This window comes from Cohnella candidum, from assembly GCF_003713065.1.
Taxonomy (GTDB): Bacteria; Bacillota; Bacilli; order Paenibacillales; family Paenibacillaceae; genus Cohnella; species Cohnella candidum.
On sequence record NZ_CP033433.1, the window covers coordinates 2,443,512 to 2,463,626 of the forward strand.

Annotated in this window: 18 protein-coding genes; 5 read left to right on the forward strand and 13 right to left on the reverse strand. The window is 58.1% G+C overall.

Translation table 11 applies throughout. From position 1 onward, the window contains the following. Positions 1 to 3: 3 nt before the first annotated feature. Positions 4 to 849 (forward strand): YitT family protein, encoded by an 846-nt coding sequence (locus EAV92_RS11535; protein WP_123041223.1) that lies wholly within the window; start codon positions 4 to 6, stop codon positions 847 to 849. A gap of 182 nt (positions 850 to 1,031) precedes the next feature. Continuing rightward, a complete protein-coding gene (locus tag EAV92_RS11540; protein WP_123041224.1) occupies positions 1,032 to 2,207 on the forward strand; it encodes a putative glycoside hydrolase in 1,176 nt (391 codons plus the stop codon). A gap of 72 nt (positions 2,208 to 2,279) precedes the next feature. Here the strand turns inward: EAV92_RS11540 and EAV92_RS11545 are convergent, their stop codons facing one another. The 12 genes from EAV92_RS11545 to EAV92_RS11600 all read right to left on the reverse strand — a co-directional run bounded on the left by EAV92_RS11545 (position 2,280) and on the right by EAV92_RS11600 (position 14,762). After that, on the reverse strand, positions 2,280 to 3,230 hold the full coding sequence (locus EAV92_RS11545; RefSeq protein WP_123041225.1) for an ABC transporter permease: 951 nt from the start codon (positions 3,228 to 3,230) through the stop codon (positions 2,280 to 2,282). Between the two features lie 3 nt (positions 3,231 to 3,233). Then, positions 3,234 to 4,310 (reverse strand): ABC transporter permease, encoded by a 1,077-nt coding sequence (locus tag EAV92_RS11550; protein ID WP_123041226.1) that lies wholly within the window; start codon positions 4,308 to 4,310, stop codon positions 3,234 to 3,236. After that, a complete protein-coding gene (locus tag EAV92_RS11555) occupies positions 4,307 to 5,833 on the reverse strand; it encodes an ABC transporter ATP-binding protein (RefSeq protein WP_123041227.1) in 1,527 nt (508 codons plus the stop codon). The genes EAV92_RS11550 and EAV92_RS11555 overlap by 4 nt, the downstream gene beginning before the upstream one ends. A gap of 206 nt (positions 5,834 to 6,039) precedes the next feature. Then, entirely contained in the window at positions 6,040 to 7,191 is a 1,152-nt protein-coding gene (locus EAV92_RS11560; protein WP_123041228.1) for a BMP family lipoprotein, read from the reverse strand. A 143-nt stretch (positions 7,192 to 7,334) separates the two neighbouring features. Next, positions 7,335 to 8,159, reverse strand: a complete 825-nt coding sequence (locus EAV92_RS11565) for a purine-nucleoside phosphorylase (protein WP_123041229.1) — start codon at positions 8,157 to 8,159, stop codon at positions 7,335 to 7,337. A 35-nt stretch (positions 8,160 to 8,194) separates the two neighbouring features. Continuing rightward, entirely contained in the window at positions 8,195 to 9,508 is a 1,314-nt protein-coding gene (locus tag EAV92_RS11570) for a pyrimidine-nucleoside phosphorylase (protein ID WP_123041230.1), read from the reverse strand. Positions 9,509 to 9,556: 48 nt separating this feature from the next. Continuing rightward, complete coding sequence (gene deoC, locus EAV92_RS11575) at positions 9,557 to 10,228, reverse strand: deoxyribose-phosphate aldolase (RefSeq protein WP_123041231.1); 672 nt, start codon at positions 10,226 to 10,228, stop codon at positions 9,557 to 9,559. Continuing rightward, positions 10,225 to 11,190, reverse strand: a complete 966-nt coding sequence (locus EAV92_RS11580) for a sugar-binding transcriptional regulator (protein WP_123041232.1) — start codon at positions 11,188 to 11,190, stop codon at positions 10,225 to 10,227. Before EAV92_RS11580 ends, deoC begins: the two co-directional genes overlap by 4 nt. A 179-nt stretch (positions 11,191 to 11,369) precedes the next feature. Then, positions 11,370 to 11,921: an NADPH-dependent FMN reductase gene (locus tag EAV92_RS11585; protein WP_123041233.1), complete on the reverse strand. Its 552-nt coding sequence runs from the start codon at positions 11,919 to 11,921 to the stop codon at positions 11,370 to 11,372. Positions 11,922 to 12,321: 400 nt separating this feature from the next. After that, on the reverse strand, positions 12,322 to 13,290 hold the full coding sequence (gene pfkA, locus EAV92_RS11590; protein WP_123041234.1) for a 6-phosphofructokinase: 969 nt from the start codon (positions 13,288 to 13,290) through the stop codon (positions 12,322 to 12,324). Positions 13,291 to 13,323: 33 nt separating this feature from the next. Beyond that, positions 13,324 to 14,400: a tetraprenyl-beta-curcumene synthase family protein gene (locus EAV92_RS11595; RefSeq protein WP_123041235.1), complete on the reverse strand. Its 1,077-nt coding sequence runs from the start codon at positions 14,398 to 14,400 to the stop codon at positions 13,324 to 13,326. A gap of 23 nt (positions 14,401 to 14,423) precedes the next feature. After that, on the reverse strand, positions 14,424 to 14,762 hold the full coding sequence (locus tag EAV92_RS11600) for a hypothetical protein (protein WP_123041236.1): 339 nt from the start codon (positions 14,760 to 14,762) through the stop codon (positions 14,424 to 14,426). A 226-nt stretch (positions 14,763 to 14,988) separates the two neighbouring features. Between EAV92_RS11600 and EAV92_RS11605 the strand changes: the two genes are divergently transcribed. The 3 genes from EAV92_RS11605 (at position 14,989) to EAV92_RS11615 (ending at position 18,186) form a co-directional block, all read left to right on the forward strand. Further along, positions 14,989 to 16,317, forward strand: coding sequence for a multi antimicrobial extrusion protein MatE (locus EAV92_RS11605; RefSeq protein WP_241158512.1), 1,329 nt, complete (start codon positions 14,989 to 14,991; stop codon positions 16,315 to 16,317). Next, positions 16,310 to 17,470, forward strand: coding sequence for an MFS transporter (locus EAV92_RS11610; protein WP_123041238.1), 1,161 nt, complete (start codon positions 16,310 to 16,312; stop codon positions 17,468 to 17,470). The genes EAV92_RS11605 and EAV92_RS11610 overlap by 8 nt, the downstream gene beginning before the upstream one ends. Before the next feature lie 68 nt (positions 17,471 to 17,538). After that, positions 17,539 to 18,186 carry a nitroreductase family protein gene (locus EAV92_RS11615; protein WP_123041239.1) on the forward strand — a complete coding sequence of 216 codons (648 nt, stop codon included), beginning with the start codon at positions 17,539 to 17,541 and terminating at the stop codon, positions 18,184 to 18,186. 68 nt (positions 18,187 to 18,254) lie between these two features. Here the strand turns inward: EAV92_RS11615 and EAV92_RS11620 are convergent, their stop codons facing one another. Further along, the gene (locus EAV92_RS11620) at positions 18,255 to 19,973 is read right to left on the reverse strand and encodes a glycoside hydrolase family 26 protein (RefSeq protein WP_123041240.1); all 1,719 of its coding nucleotides are present in this window, start codon (positions 19,971 to 19,973) and stop codon (positions 18,255 to 18,257) included. Between the last annotated feature and the right edge of the window lie 142 nt (positions 19,974 to 20,115).

The window sequence follows — 20,115 nt, forward strand, 5'->3', positions numbered from 1 at the left end:
TTTATGCCGAAGTGGTTGGACAAATTGGCCGGAGCAGGTCCCTATATAGTGATGGTACTCGGGGGTGCGGCGGTCGCGCTCGGCTTCAACCTTCTGCTGATCCCCGTCAAGCTGCTGAGCAGCGGAGTGTCCGGGATCTCCATGATCCTCGGCTATGTGAGCGGCTGGAATATCGCCTGGCTGTATTTTGCCCTGAACGTCCCGATTTTGTACTGGGGTTACCGGGTGCTCGGGCGGCGTTTTATCGCGCTCAGCATCGTGAACGTGCTGTCGACTTCCTTGTTCCTGCAGGTGATTCCGGTATATCCTTGGACGGACGACCGGCTGCTGGCTTCCGTCTTCGGCGGCATGCTCGTCGGGATCGGTTCGGCGGGCGCCCTTCGGTACGGCGGATCTTCCGGAGGCGTCGACGTGGTGGCCTCCATCATTTCCCGTTCCCGCGACGTCGCCGTCGGCTTCCTCGTGGTCGTCCTCAATACCGGCATCGTCGCGGCGCTCGGCTTACTCAAGAACGGTTGGAACGCCGCTCTTTATTCTATGCTTTCCATTTACTTAACGGGCAAAGTGATTGACATCGTTCACACGCCGCATCGCAAGGTAACGGCATTCATCGTAACGAATCGCGCGAACGAGCTTGCCGCCCGCCTGCTTTCCCTGCCGCGGGGCGTCACCATCCTCAAAACCCGCGGGGCTTTCACCAGCGAAGAGCGGGACATGCTCATGACCGTCACGACGAGATTCGAGCTCGCCGAGCTCCGCAAAATCATACGCGGCATCGATCCCAAAGCTTTCGTCAATGTGGTGCAAACGGTCGACGTGATCGGCGAATTCCGCCGTTCCCGAAGCTGAATTTCCCGCTGTCATGCCGGATTCGGAGCACGCATACAATGAACGCGTGACGCCAGTGCCAGAGGTCCTCCCAAGGCTCCATATCTTCCCGTCAAAAACCCGCAAAATCCTACAAAATACCCCTGTCTCCGCCGTCACAACTCGTTTATAATCGGGTTAAGATCTTACGGGGAGAGGGAATCATGGAAATTTTTATGACGTTGTTCCTGCTGCTGCAGTCGGCATTGAGCGGCGGCCAACACGCACAAGACAACCTGAGTAAAATTTGGAACACGGCGCACAGCATGACGCAGACTCCGCCCGCACCGACTCCGACAAGCGGCGAGGAAGCGAATCCGGAACCGGCCAAAGCCGGGGATCCCCAGAAAGACGCACCGAAAGTCAAAGGCATCTACGTAACCGCATACAGCGCCGGCGGCGCTCGGATGGCCAGCTTGCTGGACCTCGTCGACAAAACGGAACTGAACGCGATGGTTATCGACATCAAGGACGACAACGGCTTCATTACTTACAAAACGGATAATCCGGAGCTGCAGAAGCTCGGTACGCCGCAGCCTTTCATCAAGGACATGGGCAAGCTGATGTCCACGCTGCAAGAACATAAGATCTACCCGATCGCCCGAATCGTCGTCTTCAAGGACACGGTGCTGGCCAAAAAGCACAAAGAACTGACCTACCTCACGGCGGACGGCACCCCATGGAAGAACGGCAAAGGCGACAGTTTCGTCAATCCGTACCGCAAGGAAGTTTGGGACTACAACGTCGAGATCGCCAAGGAAGCGGCCAAACTCGGCTTCAAGGAAATCCAGTTCGACTACGTGAGATTCCCGGAAGGCTTCGAAAAGAAAGCCGACCAACTGAAATTCACCAAAACGGACCAAAGCCGAGTCGACGTCGTCGCCGGGTTCGTGGATTACGCGCGCAAGCAGCTGGAACCGCTGGGCGTCCGGGTGTCGGTCGATATCTTCGGATACGCCGCTTCGGTTCCGGCAGCGGAAGGCATCGGACAGGACTTCGTGAAAATTTCCAACAGCGTCAACGTCATCAGCCCGATGATTTATCCGAGCCATTACAGCACGGGCTGGTTTAAACAGAAAGACCCCGACAAAGCCCCTTACGCCACGATCAAGGGCGCCATGGCAGACACGCACAAGAAGCTGGATCCGCTGGGAGACGCCCAACCGATCATTCGACCATGGATCCAAGATTTCACCGCCAGTTGGCTGGGCGCAGGTCATTATATCAAGTACGGCGCCGCGGAAGTGTCCGCTCAGATCAAAGCGCTTAAGGAAAGCGGAGTCGAGGAGTTCCTGCTCTGGAACGCCGGCAACAAATATTCTACAGGCGCGAATTACTGAGTTCAAGAAAGCAAGCGAAAAGGGCCCCTCGGTCGAGGGGCCCTTTTTCTTTGAACTATACGAAGCGAAGAATCAGCGTTTCCCGGGGTCGTACGGTTCCCCGGCCGCTTTCGGAGCGCGGGATGTTTTCGAGAAGACGACCAAAGCGAGAAGCGTGACGACGTACGGGAAAATCTTCAAGATGACCGGCGGGATTTCCGCCAGCGACGGAATGACCTGGGACACGTTCGCGACCGTCGTGGCGAATCCGAAGAAGAATGCCGCCGCGAGGACACCCAGAGGTCTCCATTGTCCGAATATGAGCGCCGCAAGCGCCAAGAACCCGAGACCCGACACGCTGCCGGTGAACTCGCCGGCGTAAGTCAGGATGATAATGGCTCCGCCGATGCCCGAGAAAGCTCCCGAGATCATGACGCCGATGTAGCGCATGCGCTTCACGTTCACCCCTGCGGCTTCCGCCGCGTGAGGATGCTCGCCGCAGGCACGAAGCCTCAAACCGAACGACGTTTTGTACAGAATGGTCGAACTGACCGCCAGCACGGCGAGGATGAGCCACGTCGTCCAATACGTTTTCGTGAAGAACAGCGGTCCGATCACCGGAATGTCGCTCAGCCCCGGAACGTCGAAAGGACTGAAGCCGCCGACGCGGATGTTTCCGCTGCCCGTCATGTTGCGAGCCATGAAGATCGTGATCGCGCCGGCGATCATGTTGATCGCGGTACCGCTGATGACCTGGTCGGCGCTGAGGTTGATGCTGGCGAACGCGTGCAGCAGGGAGAAAACGATTCCCGCCAGCACGGCGACGAGCAAGCCGACCCATAAGACCCAGCCCTCGTTGGGGTGGCTCGCCTGCAGCTTGAAAATCGTGAACGAGCCGGCGAAGGCGCCGACGACCATCAAGCCTTCGAGTCCGATATTGACGACGCCGCTTCGTTCGCTGAAGAGTCCGCCGAGCGCCGTGATGAGCAGCGGAATGGTGTAAATAATCGCGTACGGGAAGATTTGTTCAATCGTATGCCACATGCGTTATTTCACCTTCCCTTCTTGCGGCGCATTCAGCTTCGCATTCGCCTTGCGGCGGGAATAACGGCGGATAAGCCGCTCGATCAAGACGCTGGTTGCCGCGAAATAGATGATGATGGCGATGATGGAGTCCGCGATTTCCGGGGGAATTTCCGTCATGGCGTTCATGAATCCCCTGCCGGAATACAGCAAACCGAAGAAAATCGCCGACAGGAGAACACCGATCGGATTGTTGGCGCCCAGCAGGGAAACGGCGATGCCGTCGAAGCCCTGGGAAGGCAAAATCCCGATCTGGATGTTCGACGCGTTGCCCGCGTACATGGCGACGCCGCCCAGCCCTGCGATCGCGCCGGAAATCGCCATGGAGTACACGACGCTGCGATTCACTTTGATGCCGGCATACTCCGCTGCGTCCCGGTTGTGGCCGACCGCCTTGAGCTCGTAGCCGAACGTCGTTTTGTTGATGATGAAGGCGACGACGAGCACCACGACGACGGCGATCAACAGTCCCATATTAATATAGGAGCCGTTGAACAGGTCACTCAACCAAGTGGCCTTCAGCGTGGCCGCATCCGCCAGCTGTTTCGACTCCGTCTCGCTGGACGGGTTTTTGATGTACGTTTGGACGCCGTAATAAACCGCCCAGAAACCGGCCCAGTTCATCATGATCGACGATACGACCTCATGGACGTTAAACCGGGCTTTCAGAATACCGGGAACGACGGCCCACAAGGCGCCGCCCAAAGCGCCGGCGATCAGCATGATGGGGAGAAGAACGATTCTGGGTAAATCCAGGTTCAAGCCGACGACCGAGGCGACGAATCCGCCGACCAGCAGTTGTCCCGCGACGCCGATGTTGAAGAGGCCCGTCCGGAAAGCGAACGCCACCGCAAGACCGCTGAAAATGAGCGGAGTCGCCGTCGCCAGCGTGTTGCCGATCCGTTCCGGATTTTTCAAGCCGCCCTCGAACAGGTAGGAGAAACCGGTATACGCATTATGGCCGGTCGCCAGCATGAGCACGGCTCCGGCGACGAGGCCGAAGACGACGGCGCATAACGATATGATCAGGTTTTTGTTCATGCGCCTTCTCCCCTCCTCACGCCGGCCATCATCAGGCCGATCTCGTTCTCGTTCGTATCCGCGGCGCGGACGACGCCCACCAGCTCGCCGTTGTTCACGACCGCGATCCGGTCGGACACGTTCATGACTTCATCGAGTTCCAGCGACACGAGGAGCACGGCGTTCCCTTTGTCGCGATGCTCGATCAGCCGTCTGTGAATGTATTCGATGGAGCCGACGTCGAGCCCCCGCGTCGGTTGGACGGCGACGAGCAGCACGGGGTTGCGTTCGATTTCCCGTCCGATGATCGCCTTCTGCTGGTTGCCCCCGGACAGCGAACGCGCCGTGGATGCCGCGCCTTCTCCGGAACGGACGTCGAAGCTTTCCACGATGTGGTCCGCATACTTCCGGATCTCCTGCTTCTGGAGAATCCCCCCTCGGGAGAACGGCTCCTTATGGTAGATCTCCAGCACCATGTTTTCCCCGATCGTATAATCCAGCACCAGCCCGCGGCGCTGCCGGTCTTCGGGGATATGTCCGATACCGCTTTCGATCCGCTCGCGAACCGGAATGCCGGTAATATCTTTCCCATTCAAATAAATTTTGCCGGACTCTGATTTGCGCAAGCCCGTTACCGCTTCCACCAAATCGGACTGGCCGTTGCCTTCCACGCCCGCGATGCCCACGATTTCCCCTCCCCGCACTTCCAGGGAGAAGTCGTGCAGCGCCAGGGACTTCCTGCCGCTTTTGACCGTAAGACCCTCCACCTTGAGGACGACATCGCCCGGCCGGCTTTCGGTTTTCTGGACCTTGAAGGACACTTGCCGCCCGACCATCATTTCGGCCATCGCCGCTTCCGTCGTCGAAGCCACGTCCACGGTGCCGATCGTTTTTCCGCGCCGGATGACCGTGCAGCGGTCGGCGTATTCCTTGATTTCCTTCAGCTTGTGCGTGATGAGAATGATCGATTTCCCTTCCGCGATCAAGTTCTTCATGATTTTGCCGAGCTCTTGGATTTCCTGAGGCGTCAAAACGCCGGTAGGCTCGTCCAGGATCAAAACTTCCGCCTTGCGGTAAAGCATCTTGAGGATTTCGACCCGTTGCTGCATGCCGACCGAGATCTCTTCGATCTTGGCATAAGGATCGACGTTCAAACCGTAACGTTTGGACAGCTCTTCGATTTTTTTGCCTGCTTGCTTCACGTCCAGGAACATGCCGAACTTGCGGGTCTCGCTGCCCATGATGATGTTCTCGGTGACCGTGAAGTTTTCGACCAACTTGAAGTGCTGATGCACCATGCCGATGCCCAGCTGATTGGCCACGTTCGGATTGGAAATGCGGACTTCCTTGCCGTTTACCTTAATCGTTCCGCGATCGGCCTGATACATGCCGAACAGGATGCTCATAAGCGTCGACTTCCCGGCGCCGTTTTCGCCCAGCAGCGCATGGATCTCTCCACGCTTCAGGCGCAGCGTGATATCGTCGTTCGCTACGATGCCCGTAAATTCTTTTCTGATGTTCAGCATCTCCACCACGTATTCCATGGAATGCTCCTCCCTAACACGTCTCTAAGAACTCGCTTCTTCGGCTAATGCCAGGCTTGCGGCAGGCGGATCCCCATAAACGGCCGCCGCCGGCTCGAAGCTGGCGGCAGCCTTTATGTCGGAGACGATTCGCGACAAACGGGTATACGACCATTCGTTCCGAATCATCAAAAAAAGACGGGAGCCCGTCTTTTTTTGTATTCGAGTTACTTGATGAGATCTCCTTGTTCTGCCGCTACTTTAATTTCACCCGATTTCAGCTTGCCGAACACTTCGTTCACTTTCGTGACCGTGTCTTGGCTGAGGTTCGGGTTTTCAGCCGGGATGCCTACGCCGTCGTTCTTCGAATCGAACGTGAGCGTCTGGCCGCCGGGGAATTTGCCTTCGGTTTCGGCTTTGACCATGTCGTAAGCCGCTTGGTCGATTTTCTTCATCGCGGAGGTGAGGACGATCGACTTGCCGTCTTTCTTCATGCCGTCTTGGTACTGGTCGACGTCAACGCCGACGATCCATACTTCTTTGCCGGCATCCCCGCGCGTGATGGCTTCTTTGATCGCGCCGACCCCTACGCCGCCCGCTGCCGTGAAGATGACCTTCACGCCGCGATCGTACATTTGCGCCGCGATTTGCTGGCCAGCCGCTACGTCGCTGAACGTGCCTTGGTAAATGACGTTTTCTTTTTTGATGGAGATTTTCGTGCCCAGGTTATCGTTCGCGTATTTGATGCCTTGCTGGAAGCCCCAGTTGTACTTTTGAACCGGCGGGATTTCCATGCCGCCGATGAAGCCGGCTTCGCCTTCTTTCAGTTGAAGGGCCGTTGCGACGCCCGCTACGAATCCGGACTCATGTTCGGCGAAGAAGATCGATACCGAGTTCTCTTTCACGACAGCCGTCGTGTCGTCCGCTTTGTGCGGAGCGCCGTCGATCAGAACGAACTTGGCGTCCTTGTACTTGTCCTGTGCCGCGTAAATCGCGGTTTCGAACTTAAAGCCCGGCGTCACGATGAATTTGTAACCCGCGTCGTACAGGTTGCCGATTTCTTTCAGGTAGTCGGCTTCCGTCGTGCCGGCCGGCTTCAGGTACTTGTCCTTCAGGCCGAGGTCTTTGGAAGCTCTTTGGACGCCTTCCCAAGTGCCTTGGTTAAAGGACTTGTCGTCGATCGTCCCGGAGTCCGTGACCATGCCGACTTGGAAATCCTTGTTGGCGCTGGCTGCCGGGGAGCTGGCCGCCGGAGAGCTTGCCGCCGGGGAGCTGGCTGCCGGAGAACTCGAGGAGCTCTCGTTGTTGTTTTTGCCGCAAGCGGCAAGCACGCTGAAAACCAAAGTTAAAATGGCCAACAGTACTGCACTCTTCTTCATTTCTTTTTGCCTCCCGATTTTCTTGAATTATATGTTTTGGAACTGTGAAACCATTGGGAACACGGAAACGGGATCGTGCCACGTTTCCATTGTTTGCCTTGAGCCGGCAATTCATTCGCATCTGCGAAATGTCCGCCTCAACTTTACGGCATGCGTCCGACCAGCGCTCTCACGAGCGAAATGAACCTCGGCTTCGTCCGGTTCGCGACCTCGATCACTTGCTCATGCGTAAGGGGCTCCAGCTCGTCCGCGATCGCCATGTCGGTGACGCAGGAAATCCCGATCACCTTCAGCCCTGCATGGCTCGCTACGATCACTTCCGGAACGGTGGACATGCCCACCGCATCGCCGCCGAGCAGGCGCAGCATCTTCAGCTCCGCTGCGGCCATGTAGTTCGGGCCGGAAATGCCCGCGTAAACCCCTTCCTTCACGTCGATGCCGAGCGATGCCGCGGTGCTTTTGGCGAATTCGGCAAGCTCCGGCGTGTAGGCCCGGCTCATGTCCGGGAAACGCGGCCCCAAAGTCGGTTCATTCGGCCCGATCAGCGGGTTGGCGCCCGTCATGTTCAGATGGTCCCGAATGATCATGAGGTCGCCCGCTTGGAAGGAAGGATTCATGCCCCCGCAAGCGTTCGTGACGATCAGGCATTCGACGCCCAGTTCCTTCATGACCCGAACGGGGTATGTCACTTCTTGCATCGAATAGCCTTCGTAGTAATGAAAGCGCCCCTGCATCGCGACGACGGGCTGCCCTTCCAATCGGCCGAACACGAGCTTGCCTGCGTGGCCTTCGACGGTGGATACCGGAAAATGGGGGATGTCCCCGTAATCGACGGCTGTCGCGTTTTCCAACTGATCGGCCATTTCCCCGAGCCCGGAACCCAAAATGAGCCCAAAACGCGGCGTGATATCCGTGCGCGACGCCAAGTAGTTTTTCGTTTCTTGCAGACGTTCCAGCAATTGACCCATTCGTCTCACCCCTCTCTATCTCATCTCCAATTCAATCAATCACTGCTTCCGTCTACGACTCCATATACCAGCGGAAGAGCCTCAACCGGCTCGGCGCCGACCGCAATGGAGCCGTACAGGCTTTCCATCACGTCATCCACCTGCTGACGGTTCGCGTGAATCGTCGCGAGAGGCTCGCCTTTCGCGACGCGGTCGCCGACCTTCTTATGGAGGACGATGCCGACCGCGAGGTCGATCTCCGACTCCTTGGTCGCACGCCCGGCTCCCAGCATCATGGCCGCGGTGCCGATCCGTTCCGCCGCCAATCCCGCTATGTATCCGTCCGATAAGGCGGGAACCTGTATCACGTAGGCGGCGGTCGGCAGCCGTTCGGGATGATCGACTACGGACGCGTCGCCGCCCTGCGCGGCGAGGAACGTTTTGAACGTTTCCAGCGCCTTGCCGGACGCCACGGATTCTTCCAGCAGTTTGCGGGCGCTTTCGACGTTGTCCGCCTTGCCCGCAAGCACGACCATATGGCTGCCGAGCGTCAAGCTGAGCTCGTACAAATCCGCAGGGCCTTCTCCGCGCAGCGTATCGATCGCTTCTTTCACCTCAAGCGCATTTCCGATCGCAAACCCGAGCGGCTGGCTCATATCCGAGATCACCGCGATCGTCCGCCGCCCTACCCGGTTTCCGATGTCGACCATCGCGCGGGCGAGTTCCCGCGTGTCCTCCATTTCCTTCATGAACGCGCCGTCGCCGGTTTTGACGTCAAGGACGATCGCGTCCGCCCCGGCGGCGATTTTCTTGCTCATGATCGAGCTGGCGATCAGAGGGATCGACTCGACGGTCGCCGTCACGTCGCGCAGCGCGTATAGCTTCTTATCGGCAGGGGTCAAATCGCCGCTTTGGCCGATGACCGCGAGGCCGTTCGTGTTCACCAGTTCGAGAAACTGCTCGTTGCTGATCTCTACGTGGAAGCCCGGCACGGATTCCAGTTTGTCGATCGTCCCGCCGGTATGCCCGAGCCCGCGCCCGGACATCTTGGCGACGGGTACGCCGACCGAGGCGACGAGAGGCGCCAGCACCAGCGTCGTCGTGTCGCCTACGCCACCCGTGCTGTGTTTATCCACCTTGACGCCCGATACGCCGGACAAATCGATTTTATCGCCGGAATCGACCATCGCCATCGTCAGGTCGGCTCTTTCCCGCGGCGTCATGCCCCGAAAAAGAACGGCCATCGCCAGCGCGGACATTTGATAGTCCGGAATGGTGCCATCCGTGTAACCGCGGATCAGAAAAGAAATTTCTTCGGAGAACAATTCGCCTCCGTCGCGTTTCTTCGCGATCAAGTCCACCGTTCTCATCGCGTATTCCTTCCTTTCGGCTGGGTTCGCAGGATGCTCAGTTTGCTCTTAGTACCCTTCGCCTTTGCCGCCCGTCACGATCGCGACGGAAGCGCTGGCGCCCAGCCGGGTCGCGCCGGCTTCGACAAGCTTCGCAGCGAATTCCGGATCGCGGACGCCGCCGGAAGCCTTGATTCCCATCTCCGGTCCGACGACCGAACGGATCAGCGCGATATCTTCCACCGTAGCGCCGCCGGTGCCGAAGCCCGTCGACGTTTTGACGAAATCCGCTCCGGCTTCTTTGCTGATCAGAGAAGCTTCCCTCTTCTCTTCATCGGTCAAATAGCACGTTTCTATGATCACTTTCACCGCGGCTTTTCCCGAGCACGCTTCCACTACGGCTTTGACGTCGTTCAGCACGGCTTCCCGGTCGCCCGATTTGAGCGCTCCGACGTTCAGAACCATATCGACTTCCGTCGCGCCGACTGCAACAGCGTCACGCGCTTCCAGCGCTTTGACTTCCGTACGGCTCGCGCCCAAAGGGAATCCGACGACCGTCGCGATCCCGACGCCGCTGCCGGCCAGTGCTTGAACTGCCGTCGGAATCCAGTAAGGGTTCACGCAGACGGTCGCGAAACCGTACTTCCTGGCTTCGTCGCATAGGCGCAAAACATCATCTTTCTTGCTGAACGCGCTGAGCAGCGTATGATCGATCATTTTGGCGAAGTGATTCCCACTCATTGCTTCATCGTCTCCTGTTGTTCCAATTTGTGAAGCAGCTCCCGGGCCGTAATCTGGTCCGTAACGAGCGTATTCCCGTACCGCCCGCGAAGCGCGCCGAAAATGGCGTTTACCTTCGAGGCGCCCCCGGCCACGAGGATGGAGTGTTCTTTCTTCCGCAGGTCCGAAAGTTCAATACCCACGGTCCGCTCGTTCAGTTCGGCCAGGCATATCTCGCCGTTCTCGTCGAAATACCGCGAGCAGATGTCCCCGGCCGCGCGGCTGCGAATGACTTCCAGTTCATCCTCGCGGAAGTAATTCGAGCCGAGCAGGACGGAATCGGGCGTCGGCGCTCCGGCGGTAAAAACGGCCACATTGGCGCCGATGCCCATGTCCATGACCCTCCGGATGTGACGGTCCGACAGCATGGCTTGCTTCACAAGTGTATGATCTACGATTGCGGGTAAATACATGAAATATGGCGTAACGTGGAAAGCCTGGGCGAATCGGTGGACGATCTCGGACGGGGAAATCCGCACGTCCGCGTCGCTTACGCCTCCGTTCAATTGGACGACGTAACCGTTTTTGAGCGTTCGGGAGTCCAGATGGAGCGCGACCTGGTACATCGTCGAACCCCACGAGGCGCCTACGGTGTCCCCGTCCTTCAAAATCTCGCCCAAATAGTCCGCCGCCGCCTGCCCGATGCATGTTTTGACCCGTTCGTCGTCGTACGTCGGCGTATAAGCCACAACGGCTTCCTTGAGTCCGAATTTCGTTTTGAGCGATTGCTTCAACGTTTCGGCATCCTCGCTCGGATCCCTGATCTCGATTCGGACGATGCCTTCCGCCTTCGCTTGCTGCAGCAGCCTCGATACGGTCGGCCTGGATACGCCTAGGCGTTCCGCGATCTGGCTTTGGCTGTAATCGAGCTGGTAATAAAGCTTAGCGGCTTCCAAAAGTTTCCTGGTTTTGTCGTTATCCAACGAATGTCACACGCTTTCATCCAACGAATTTTATGAAATTCTGTTCAGCATGTGTGAAATTCTGTTCGGCTGTAATTATAGTGGAAAACATGCCTGATTTCAATCACTCTTGCCATTCTTCGACCAAATAAAACAGCCTTCCGAATGAGGAAGACTGTACGTGTTTGAAACGTTCGTTTTTATACCCGGACTCGGTTCGCCGCCGCCAAAACCGATGCCAGCCGGATGAAGTTTCCGAGCACGTTTTCGACACGGAGTCTCATTCTTTCGTCCAGCGGGCTTCCGTCCGGGCCGAAACGCCTCTGGTCTCCGCCGACGGAAATCCAATCCGGGCAATTCACGCCGTGAAGGTTCCGGACGATCGCTTGAAGATGGGTCAGGGAGCTGACTCCCACCGCTCCGCCGGCCGCGCTGACCGACAGTACCGCCTTGCCGTCGAAATGCTCCGCCCCTAAATAGTCCAATGCATTTTTGAGGACACCCGATATCGTGCCGTGGTATTCCGGAGAGGCGAGCACGACCGCGTCGCTTTCGGCGACCAGCTTCGCCAGCGCCTTCGCCTCCTCCGGCTCCGAATCCGTATCCGGATCGTATAACGGAAGGACTCGCTCCCGCAAATCGAACACTTCCGCGTCATGACCCCAAGCGATTAACCGACTCCCGGCATAGCGGACCAATTTGGTGCTGGCCGACTCGCGGCGATTGCTTCCGGCTAGAATAGCCACTTTCATGGGAATCCCTCCCTCGCTGACTTTACATACATAATAGTATGTAAAGTATGGTAAAGTCAATGAGCAACCTCGATAAATTTCCTCAGCTCCTCCCCATCACGGTCGCGAGGCCGAGATGTGCAAGAAAGTTACATAACTCCGCTCGATCTACGGTCCCGTGGGCGAGTTGTGTAAGAAAGTTGCATAACTCTCCTCAAACCAGGCCTCCGAGGCCGTGTTGTGTAAGAAAGTTACATATCTCCTCTCCATCCATGGTCCCGAGACCGAGTTGTGTAAGAAAGTTGCATAACTCCCTTCGATCCGTGCTTCTGAGGGCGAGTTTCTGCGCGCGAAAAAAAAACAGGTTACGTCTTAATGACGTAACCTGCCCCTTTGAGCGCCCTTCGCTTCTCGACCCGAATTATTGAGAGAGGCGTTTGGCGAGTTCGTACATCTCGATGTCGAAGGCTTTCTTCGTCGAGCAGACCGTCTCGATGTCGGTCGCTTGGAATTCGCCTTTCACGATGCCGAGCGCTTTGCCGGAATCGCCCTCGATCAGCTTCTGAACCGCATAGTCGCCCAGCTTGGAAGCCAGGATGCGGTCGTTGTGCGTCGGGGAGCCCCCGCGCTGGATGTGGCCAAGTACCGTCACGCGGGGTTCGATGCCGCTGTGCTCGGTGATTTGGCGCGCGATTTCATCGCCGCCGCATACGCCTTCCGCCACGACGATGATGCCGTGACGTTTGCCGTTCTGGAAGTTCTCCTTCATATGAAGGGCGATTTCCTTGATATCGAAAGGAACCTCCGGCACGAGAATCGCTTCCGCTCCGCTGGCCAAGCCGGCGTGCAGGGCGATGTCGCCGCAGTGGCGGCCCATGACTTCCACGACCGAAGCGCGTTCATGGGAGGTCATCGTATCGCGAAGCTTGTTGATCGCGTCGACGACGATGCTGACGGACGTATCGAAACCGATCGTGTAATCGGTGAACGGAATGTCGTTATCGATGGTGCCGGGCAATGCCATCGTTTTGATGCCGAGCTTGCTCAGCTTCAGCGCGCCTTGATAGGAACCGTCGCCGCCGATGACGACGAGGCCGTCGATGCCGAATTCCCGCAGGATGTCCGCGCCTTTCTGCTGGCCTTCCGGCGTCATGAATTCCTTGCAGCGGGCGGTCTGCAGAATGGTGCCGCCCCGCTGGATGATATCGCCGACGCTGCGTAGGTCCATCTCCCGGATTTCCCGGTTCAGAAGGCCTTGATAGCCCCTCTGGATGGCGAATACCTCCAGCCCGCGGTACAGCCCTCCGCGAACGACCGCGCGAACGGCCGCGTTCATGCCTTGCGAATCCCCGCCGCTCGTCAGAACGGCAATCTTCTTCACTGCACTCATGTTCGTTTTCCTCCCCAAAATCTTCATGCGGCACTACATCGCTTTGCGTATCCAATGGCTGTTCAGCCAGAAAAACAACCGTGTCCAGGGGCTTCCTTTCATCAACAGGCGGGCGGTTCTGCGGACATCTCTCTGCCCTTTGACCTTCGGGTCCGACAGGTACAGCGCGATCAGCCCTTCCACGATCATGCGGTGGAAAGAGGGGCAGGGCAGCCTGTCGGCCGCTTGCCTCGCCGCACGCACCATGCGGAGCATTCTCTCGTCGAGCTTCTCCGGCGAACCGAAATAGCTGCAGAAATTGAGATCGCCGCCCTCCCGGTCTTCCGCTTGGTCGATCAGGTAATCGAGCAGGATGTGAAGCCCGCAGATGGAGGGGAAATAAGCTTCCCGAATGCGCGTTGCCGTCTCGGGCGTCAGCTCCGGATCGCACGCCGCCGTGAACAGCATGAACATGCCCAGCGTGGACCCCGTCGCCGCCGCGAATTCGTTCCACTGAAGCTCGGGGTAAGCGGAACGGTGCCGCTCCCACCATGCGAGCAATTCTGGCTCGCGCCGGGCTTTGGCGATATGCTTGTACACTTGAAGGTCTCCGTACAAGCCGACCAGTTCTTTGACGTGGGCCTGCACACGCCCGTAAGCGGGCAATTCGGCGATCGCCGCGTGGCATTTGCGGACCAAGGCGTGTAGGTACCCGCCGTCGTCCCTCTCTTGCCGGAGCGCGTAATAATCGGTCAGCGGCGCCTCCGGCGTGACCGCGTCCAGCATGCTCCGGTGAAGCAGGCGGAAATCGTCCGCGTCCAGTGAAGTGCTGCGGTCGCACAAATTGTCCAAATAGTCGCTGATCGTCTGCAAAGCGACGATCAGCGGAATGAGGACATCCTTCATATCCAGCCTCACGGCCGCATAGACCGCTCCGCCCTCGCAATGGAATTGCTTGGTTTCCATGCTGCTCAGCGCTTGCTTGCGGAGCTCGGGATCCGGGATGGCTTGCGCCGCGGCGCGCCATTCCGCCAGCTCGCCGCGCACGCCGGGCAAGATGTGCTTGTATACTCTCGACATCAGCGAAACCGGCCCTCCGGGGTAACGGTCCGCCATGCGGCTATGCTCCATTCATAGGTCCTCCGCTTGCTCTTTCAGCCATGCCTTTTCGTTTCCTCGTCTAGATCCTGCTGCGTCCGGAACCATATATGCAAATCGTTGATCCGGCTCGCCAGCTCCGCGATTTCCCCGTTCAGCCGGCACGAAGCCTCGAAATCTTCCTCTGTGAACAACAGTTCTTGTTTGATTTTGATTTGCTCTTCGAAAATGATCACGCGATCCGGGATGGCACCGCGGACGTTCTCCCAAAATTCGAGCACGGCCGTCTGCCGGGCGCGGCCGATCGTATCCCAATCCTCCTTGAGAGCGGGAACGTAGATGCCGAGCCGGTCGCTCCAGGCGAACTGGCCGTTCAGCCACTCGTTGTCTCCCATGGCCAATCCTTCCGTCTTGCTTTTCTAGTCTCGATCTTAAGATCGGGGATAAAAGCGTCATCCTATAATGTATCATTACGGCCTTGTGAAATCCAGCGCAAATGTTCTTCCAAACCTCCCGAAAACGCTGTCGAAATCTGATATAATACTAGCATTCGCTCGACCCCATCCGATCGTCGGCACAAAGGAGCTGACCCCGCTGAATCCGTCAGACGTTCCAGTCACCTTGAGGAGACTGTTCCTGTTTTTCATCCCGATGGGGTTTTCCGTCGTGCTGATCAATCTTTCCCACGTCATCATCAACGGCACGCTCGCCCGGGCCGCCGATCAGGAGACGATCCTGGCCGGCTATGCGCTGGGCATGAGCCTCTTGGCGGTCGCGGAGCGGCCCGCCGTTCTGCTGCGCCAAACCTGCTCCGCGCTCGTGCGGGACCGCCAGTCTTACCGCGCGGTCCGGGCGGTGGGCTTCGCCGTCTTCTCGGCTGCGCTTGCGTTCGGCGCGCTGGTTGCTTATACGCCCCTCGGCAAGTGGATATTCGGCGGCGCTTTCGGCGCCGAACCCGACGTGGAGGCTCAGGCGATCCGTACTTGGCAAGCGCTGATGTTCCTGGCCGTCTTCTCCGGACTCCGATGTTTTTACCAAGGGGTCATCATCTATCGCATGAGAACGAAGTGGTTGACGGTCGGCATGGTTTTCCGGCTTGCCGGCATGTTCCTGCTCTCGCAATTTTTCATCCATGCCGGCATCACGAGCTCCTTGCAGGGAGCCGTCATTTTCGTGTTCGGGATGATGATCGAAGCCTTGCTGAGCTGGATTGAATGCCGGAAGCTGGTCGGGGAAATGCCGGAGCGCGCGGAAGAATGCATGATCGAGAAGCCGAAGCACGTGTTTCCCTTCTACAACCCGCTGCTGTTCTCGTCTCTGATCGTCGTGTGGGTGCTTCCGATCCTGAACGCGCTGCTCGGCACGACCGACCGGGCCAAGCTGGCCGTCGCTTCCTTCGCGGTCGCCGGAAGCCTCATGAACCTGATGCTCGGCTTCTTTACCTATTTCCATCAAATCGCCCTTCATTTCGGCAAATCCAATCCCGAGCAAGTCCGCCGTTTCACGCTGGCTCTCGGTTTTGTACCGGCCTTGTTCCAAATTGCGCTTTCGTTCACGCCGATCGGCCCCTGGATGCTCTCCCATGCGCTTCACGTGAAAGGGGAGCTGCTGGAGGCCAGCTTGCACGCCCTTAGGGGTTTCGTTCCGTTCGTGCTTGTCTTCCCGTGGCTGGACACGCTGAACGGCTTCGTCATGTCCAAAGGAGAAACGAAGCTCATGTTCGGCTCCCAAACCGCGAACGCCGCCGTTACGATCCTCGCGATCGCCGCGTTCGTCCTTTCGCTTCCCGGTTGGGCAGGCGTGCTCGGATCATTCGCCCAATCCGCCGGAACCGCCGCCGAGCTGGCGCTGCTTTTCTGGCTGTACCGCCGAAACCGCAAACGGGAACGAACGATATCTGCCGGGCTGCGATCGCCCGATCACCCAACAGGAGTAACCCTACATGAATGAACCCGCCCGCCTCACCCGGCAAACGGCCCTTTTGCGCTCGCTTCATTTCGCTTCCTACTCTTCGATGGTCCTTATCGCGACGTATTTTCCGCTTTATTTTTACAGCCTCGGCTTCACCAAGCTGCAGATCGGGGCGATTTACTCGGTCGGTCCGGTGTTATCGATCGTGTCCAACCTGCTGGTAGGTATCGTCAGCGACAAAACGAAAAGCTTGCGCCGGATGATCAGCCTGCTGTACCTGGGCCAGATCCTCGCCCTCGCACTGCTGCTTCCCCAACGGGAATTCGGCATCATGTCGGCGGTGATGGCCTTGTTCTATCTCTTCCAGACTCCGATCAACTCGATGCTGGACAGCTTGACGCTGCTCGCGGCGGACCGCATGCATAGAAGCTTCGCGTCCATCCGGATGTTCGGCTCCCTCGGTTATGCAATCTGCGCCGTGATCTTCGGCCTGCTGCTCAAAACATACGGCTCGGACCTGACGATCGTACTTTCGCTCGTTACCGTCACCGTGTCTCTCGTATTTTCGCTTATCGTCGCCGATTTCCAAGCGTCCGTCCGAAAATTCGAGTTCGGAGCCCTGTGGCTCGTTCTGAAGCGGCGCGAGACGTTCGGCTTCTTCCTCGCGCTCGGGCTCGTATCCGTCGCCCACCGGCTGAACGAAGGCTTCCTCTCCGTCGCGATGCGGGAATACGGCGCCTCGGACACCGTCATCGGCTTTGCGTCGCTCACTTCCTCCGTCAGCGAGATCCCGGTGTTTTTCCTAATGGCGAGGTTCGGCCACCGCTTTCGGGAGTTTCCGCTGCTCGCCGTCGCCAGCGTCATGTACATCATCCGAATGCTGCTTCTCAGCGTCGCCCACGATCCCTGGGCTTTCGTCGCCATTCAGGCGATGCACAGCGTAACCTTCGGCATCTTCTACATCACCGCGCTGCGCTGCCTGCAGTCATTGATTCCCGACGAATACCGCTCCTCCGGCCAAGGGGTGTTCGCCGTCGTCTGGTCCGGCATCGCCGGCTTGTTTGCCGGCATGCTGGGCGGCTGGCTGTACGACGCTTACGGCTTAGCCTGGCTTTACCGCATGGGCGCCCTGTTCGCTTTGGCCGGGTGCGCCGGCTTCTTATTCTTCCATTACCGCCGCTCCGCCCCCTGATCGGGACATCATTCTTGATCGCCTTAGAACCCGCCACTATAATAGGGGGGAAGGAGAGAAGAACAACAATGGACTACACTGAGCTGAAGCAATTGATCCAGGATCGCCGCAGCATCCGCAAATTCGCGGACAAGCCGGTATCCGACGAAGACATCCGCGAATTGATCGACTGCGCGCGTTACGCACCCAGCGATACGAACTCGCAAACCTGGGAATTCGTCGTCGTGACGAACCGGGACAAAATCGCGGAAATCGAGAAAATGACATGGGACGAGCTCCATAAACGGGCACAGGACGCGGAGGAACGCGGCTTGTCCCGGGAAGGCCGGCTGCTGGTCAAATCGTTCGGCCCGTACGCCACCGCCTTCTCGGACGCCCCCGCCTTGATCGTCTGCCTGGCCACGCCTTACCAATCGAAATTCCGCGAACGGATTTTCGATCCGATCGGGCTCGTGCACGACGAAGTGTGGCGCGAGGAAGGCATCAAAAGCAGCTGCCTCGCCTCGATGAACCTGATGCTGGCCGCCCACGCGAGGGGACTCGCCACGTGTCCGATGACCGGACCCGTACTGCTGGCGGAGAAACCGCTACGCGAGTACCTCGGCATTGACGAGACCCGCCAGGTCAACATGGTCATCGCCCTCGGCTATCCGACCGAAACGCCGGGCAAGCTGCCCCGCAAGGAAATCGACGAAATCCTGACCATCGTCAGGTAAAACGGAGCACGAAAAAAGGACGCCGCAGAGACCATTCTCTGCGGCGTCCTTTTCCGTTTCGGGATGCGTCAATTTTTCGTGCCGTCCAGGTCCCACAGCGACTTTACATGTCCGATGATCGGAGAGTCGCTAGTGGCGAGCAAGCCGGCGTAGCTGATGGAGCGGACAATGCCGGTCAAGGGGCTGGCGGCTGCCTTTGCAGCTGCCGTCCCAGTTGCCGTCCCGGTTGCCGACGCCGCCTGTTTCGGGCCTTTCTTGTACGGAAACTCCTTCGTCACGAGAACTTGGAACTTTGAATCAAGCACTTTGACGATCAGCTTGCCGGAGTCCGGGAGCCGGTCGAAGTCCACTTGCATGTCGAACGGCGGCGCGTAGGCCCTCTTCAGCAGCAGTTTGTCGCCGTTGTACAGATGGACCGCGTAAGGCTGGGCGCCGAGCGGAAGTTTCACGTAGGTGAACAGGTTGACGATGCCGTTCAGCTCGGTCGTCTCGGAAATCTTCTTGTACGTGACGGGGTTGTCCGGCATCGCATGGTCTTCGACCTTGGTCAGGAAGAACGGAGACGACGTGAACTTCTGGTAAGCGGCCAGCATTTTCGGACTGTCGTGCAGATCGTAGTTGTTGTTCTGGTTATCGTAGCTCGTCGTCCGCTTGTCCAAATCGAAGTAGGTGATCGACTTGAGCTGCGGATAAATGCGCGGCATGTAAGCATACATGTTGGCGAGCTCTCCGACGCCCCAATCCGTGTAATCCTTGCCGAGCTGGTAGCTGTGGAAGGAGACCGCTCCTTCGGACACCATGATCGGCTTTTTGGAATATTTCTCATAGAGCGGACGCAAATAGTCGATCGGGTTCCCGCCCAGCTTCAACTGCCCGTGGGAGTAAGGGATCGTGTACAGGGAGAAACCGACCCAATCCACGTAATCGTCACCCGGGTAATAGGGGTCGATGTTGTCCCGGGGCAGGAAGTTCGGCGACCAGACCATCGCGACGTTCGGCGCTTCTTTGGCCATGATGTCGTGCACGAGGCGCCATTTTTCGATGTATTTTTTCGGATCGCCGTTCCAAGCCACCCACTCGCCGTTCATTTCGCAGGCATAGCGCAGGAAGATCGGAATGCCGGACTCGGCGGCTTCGCGGGCGAATTGGTGAATGTATTCGTCGTCCTGCACTTCATCCAATCCGGCATGCGGCTCCCACCCGATCTGCAGGGCTCCTCCGAGGGCTTTCACTTTTTTGGCGTAGTCGACCGGGAAAGCCGTGTTGCCGGGATAGTACTTATTAAAGTACGTGTAGGTCAAGTAAAGCGCGTATTTCTGGCCGAACGCCGCTTCCGCCCCGGCAGGGTCGCCGGAGAAGCTCTTTCCGGCCGGGTAGAGGCCGATGTAGGAACCGGTCACCGGCTCGAATTTCTCGAGTTTCCTGGCCGGGGAGGACACGGGTACTTCCGCGTACGTCTGAACGACGGTGCGGATGTGGTCGCCCCGGATCGTGCTCGTGATTCCCCAAGACGGCTTGCCGTACTTTTCCCAATAGGCTGCCGTCAGGTCATAGTATTTGGCTGCGAGATCGTAATTTTTTTGGTTGTCGTAATTGGCCGCGATTTTTTTGGCATAGGTGGCGGCCGAGTTCCAGGATTTCTTCTTCACGGCCGCGTTCATTTGCGCGATCAGCGAAACGTTCGGATCCGTTTTCGCGAGGGCCGTTGGACTTTGAAAGACGGTGCCGGCGAGTAAAGCGGCGGAACAGAGTGCGACGGTTAGCGTGGAATAAAGTTTTTTTCTCATAGCGAAATTTTACCGCTTTCCTCCTTCTTGATTACAGTCAAAAACTGTAAACGGTTGTCGGAATCCTCTAAAGAAACCCTAAAATTTTGCGCGATGTGCTGTCCGGGTCACCCGATAAAACGAAAGCCGCCAGGCAAATGTT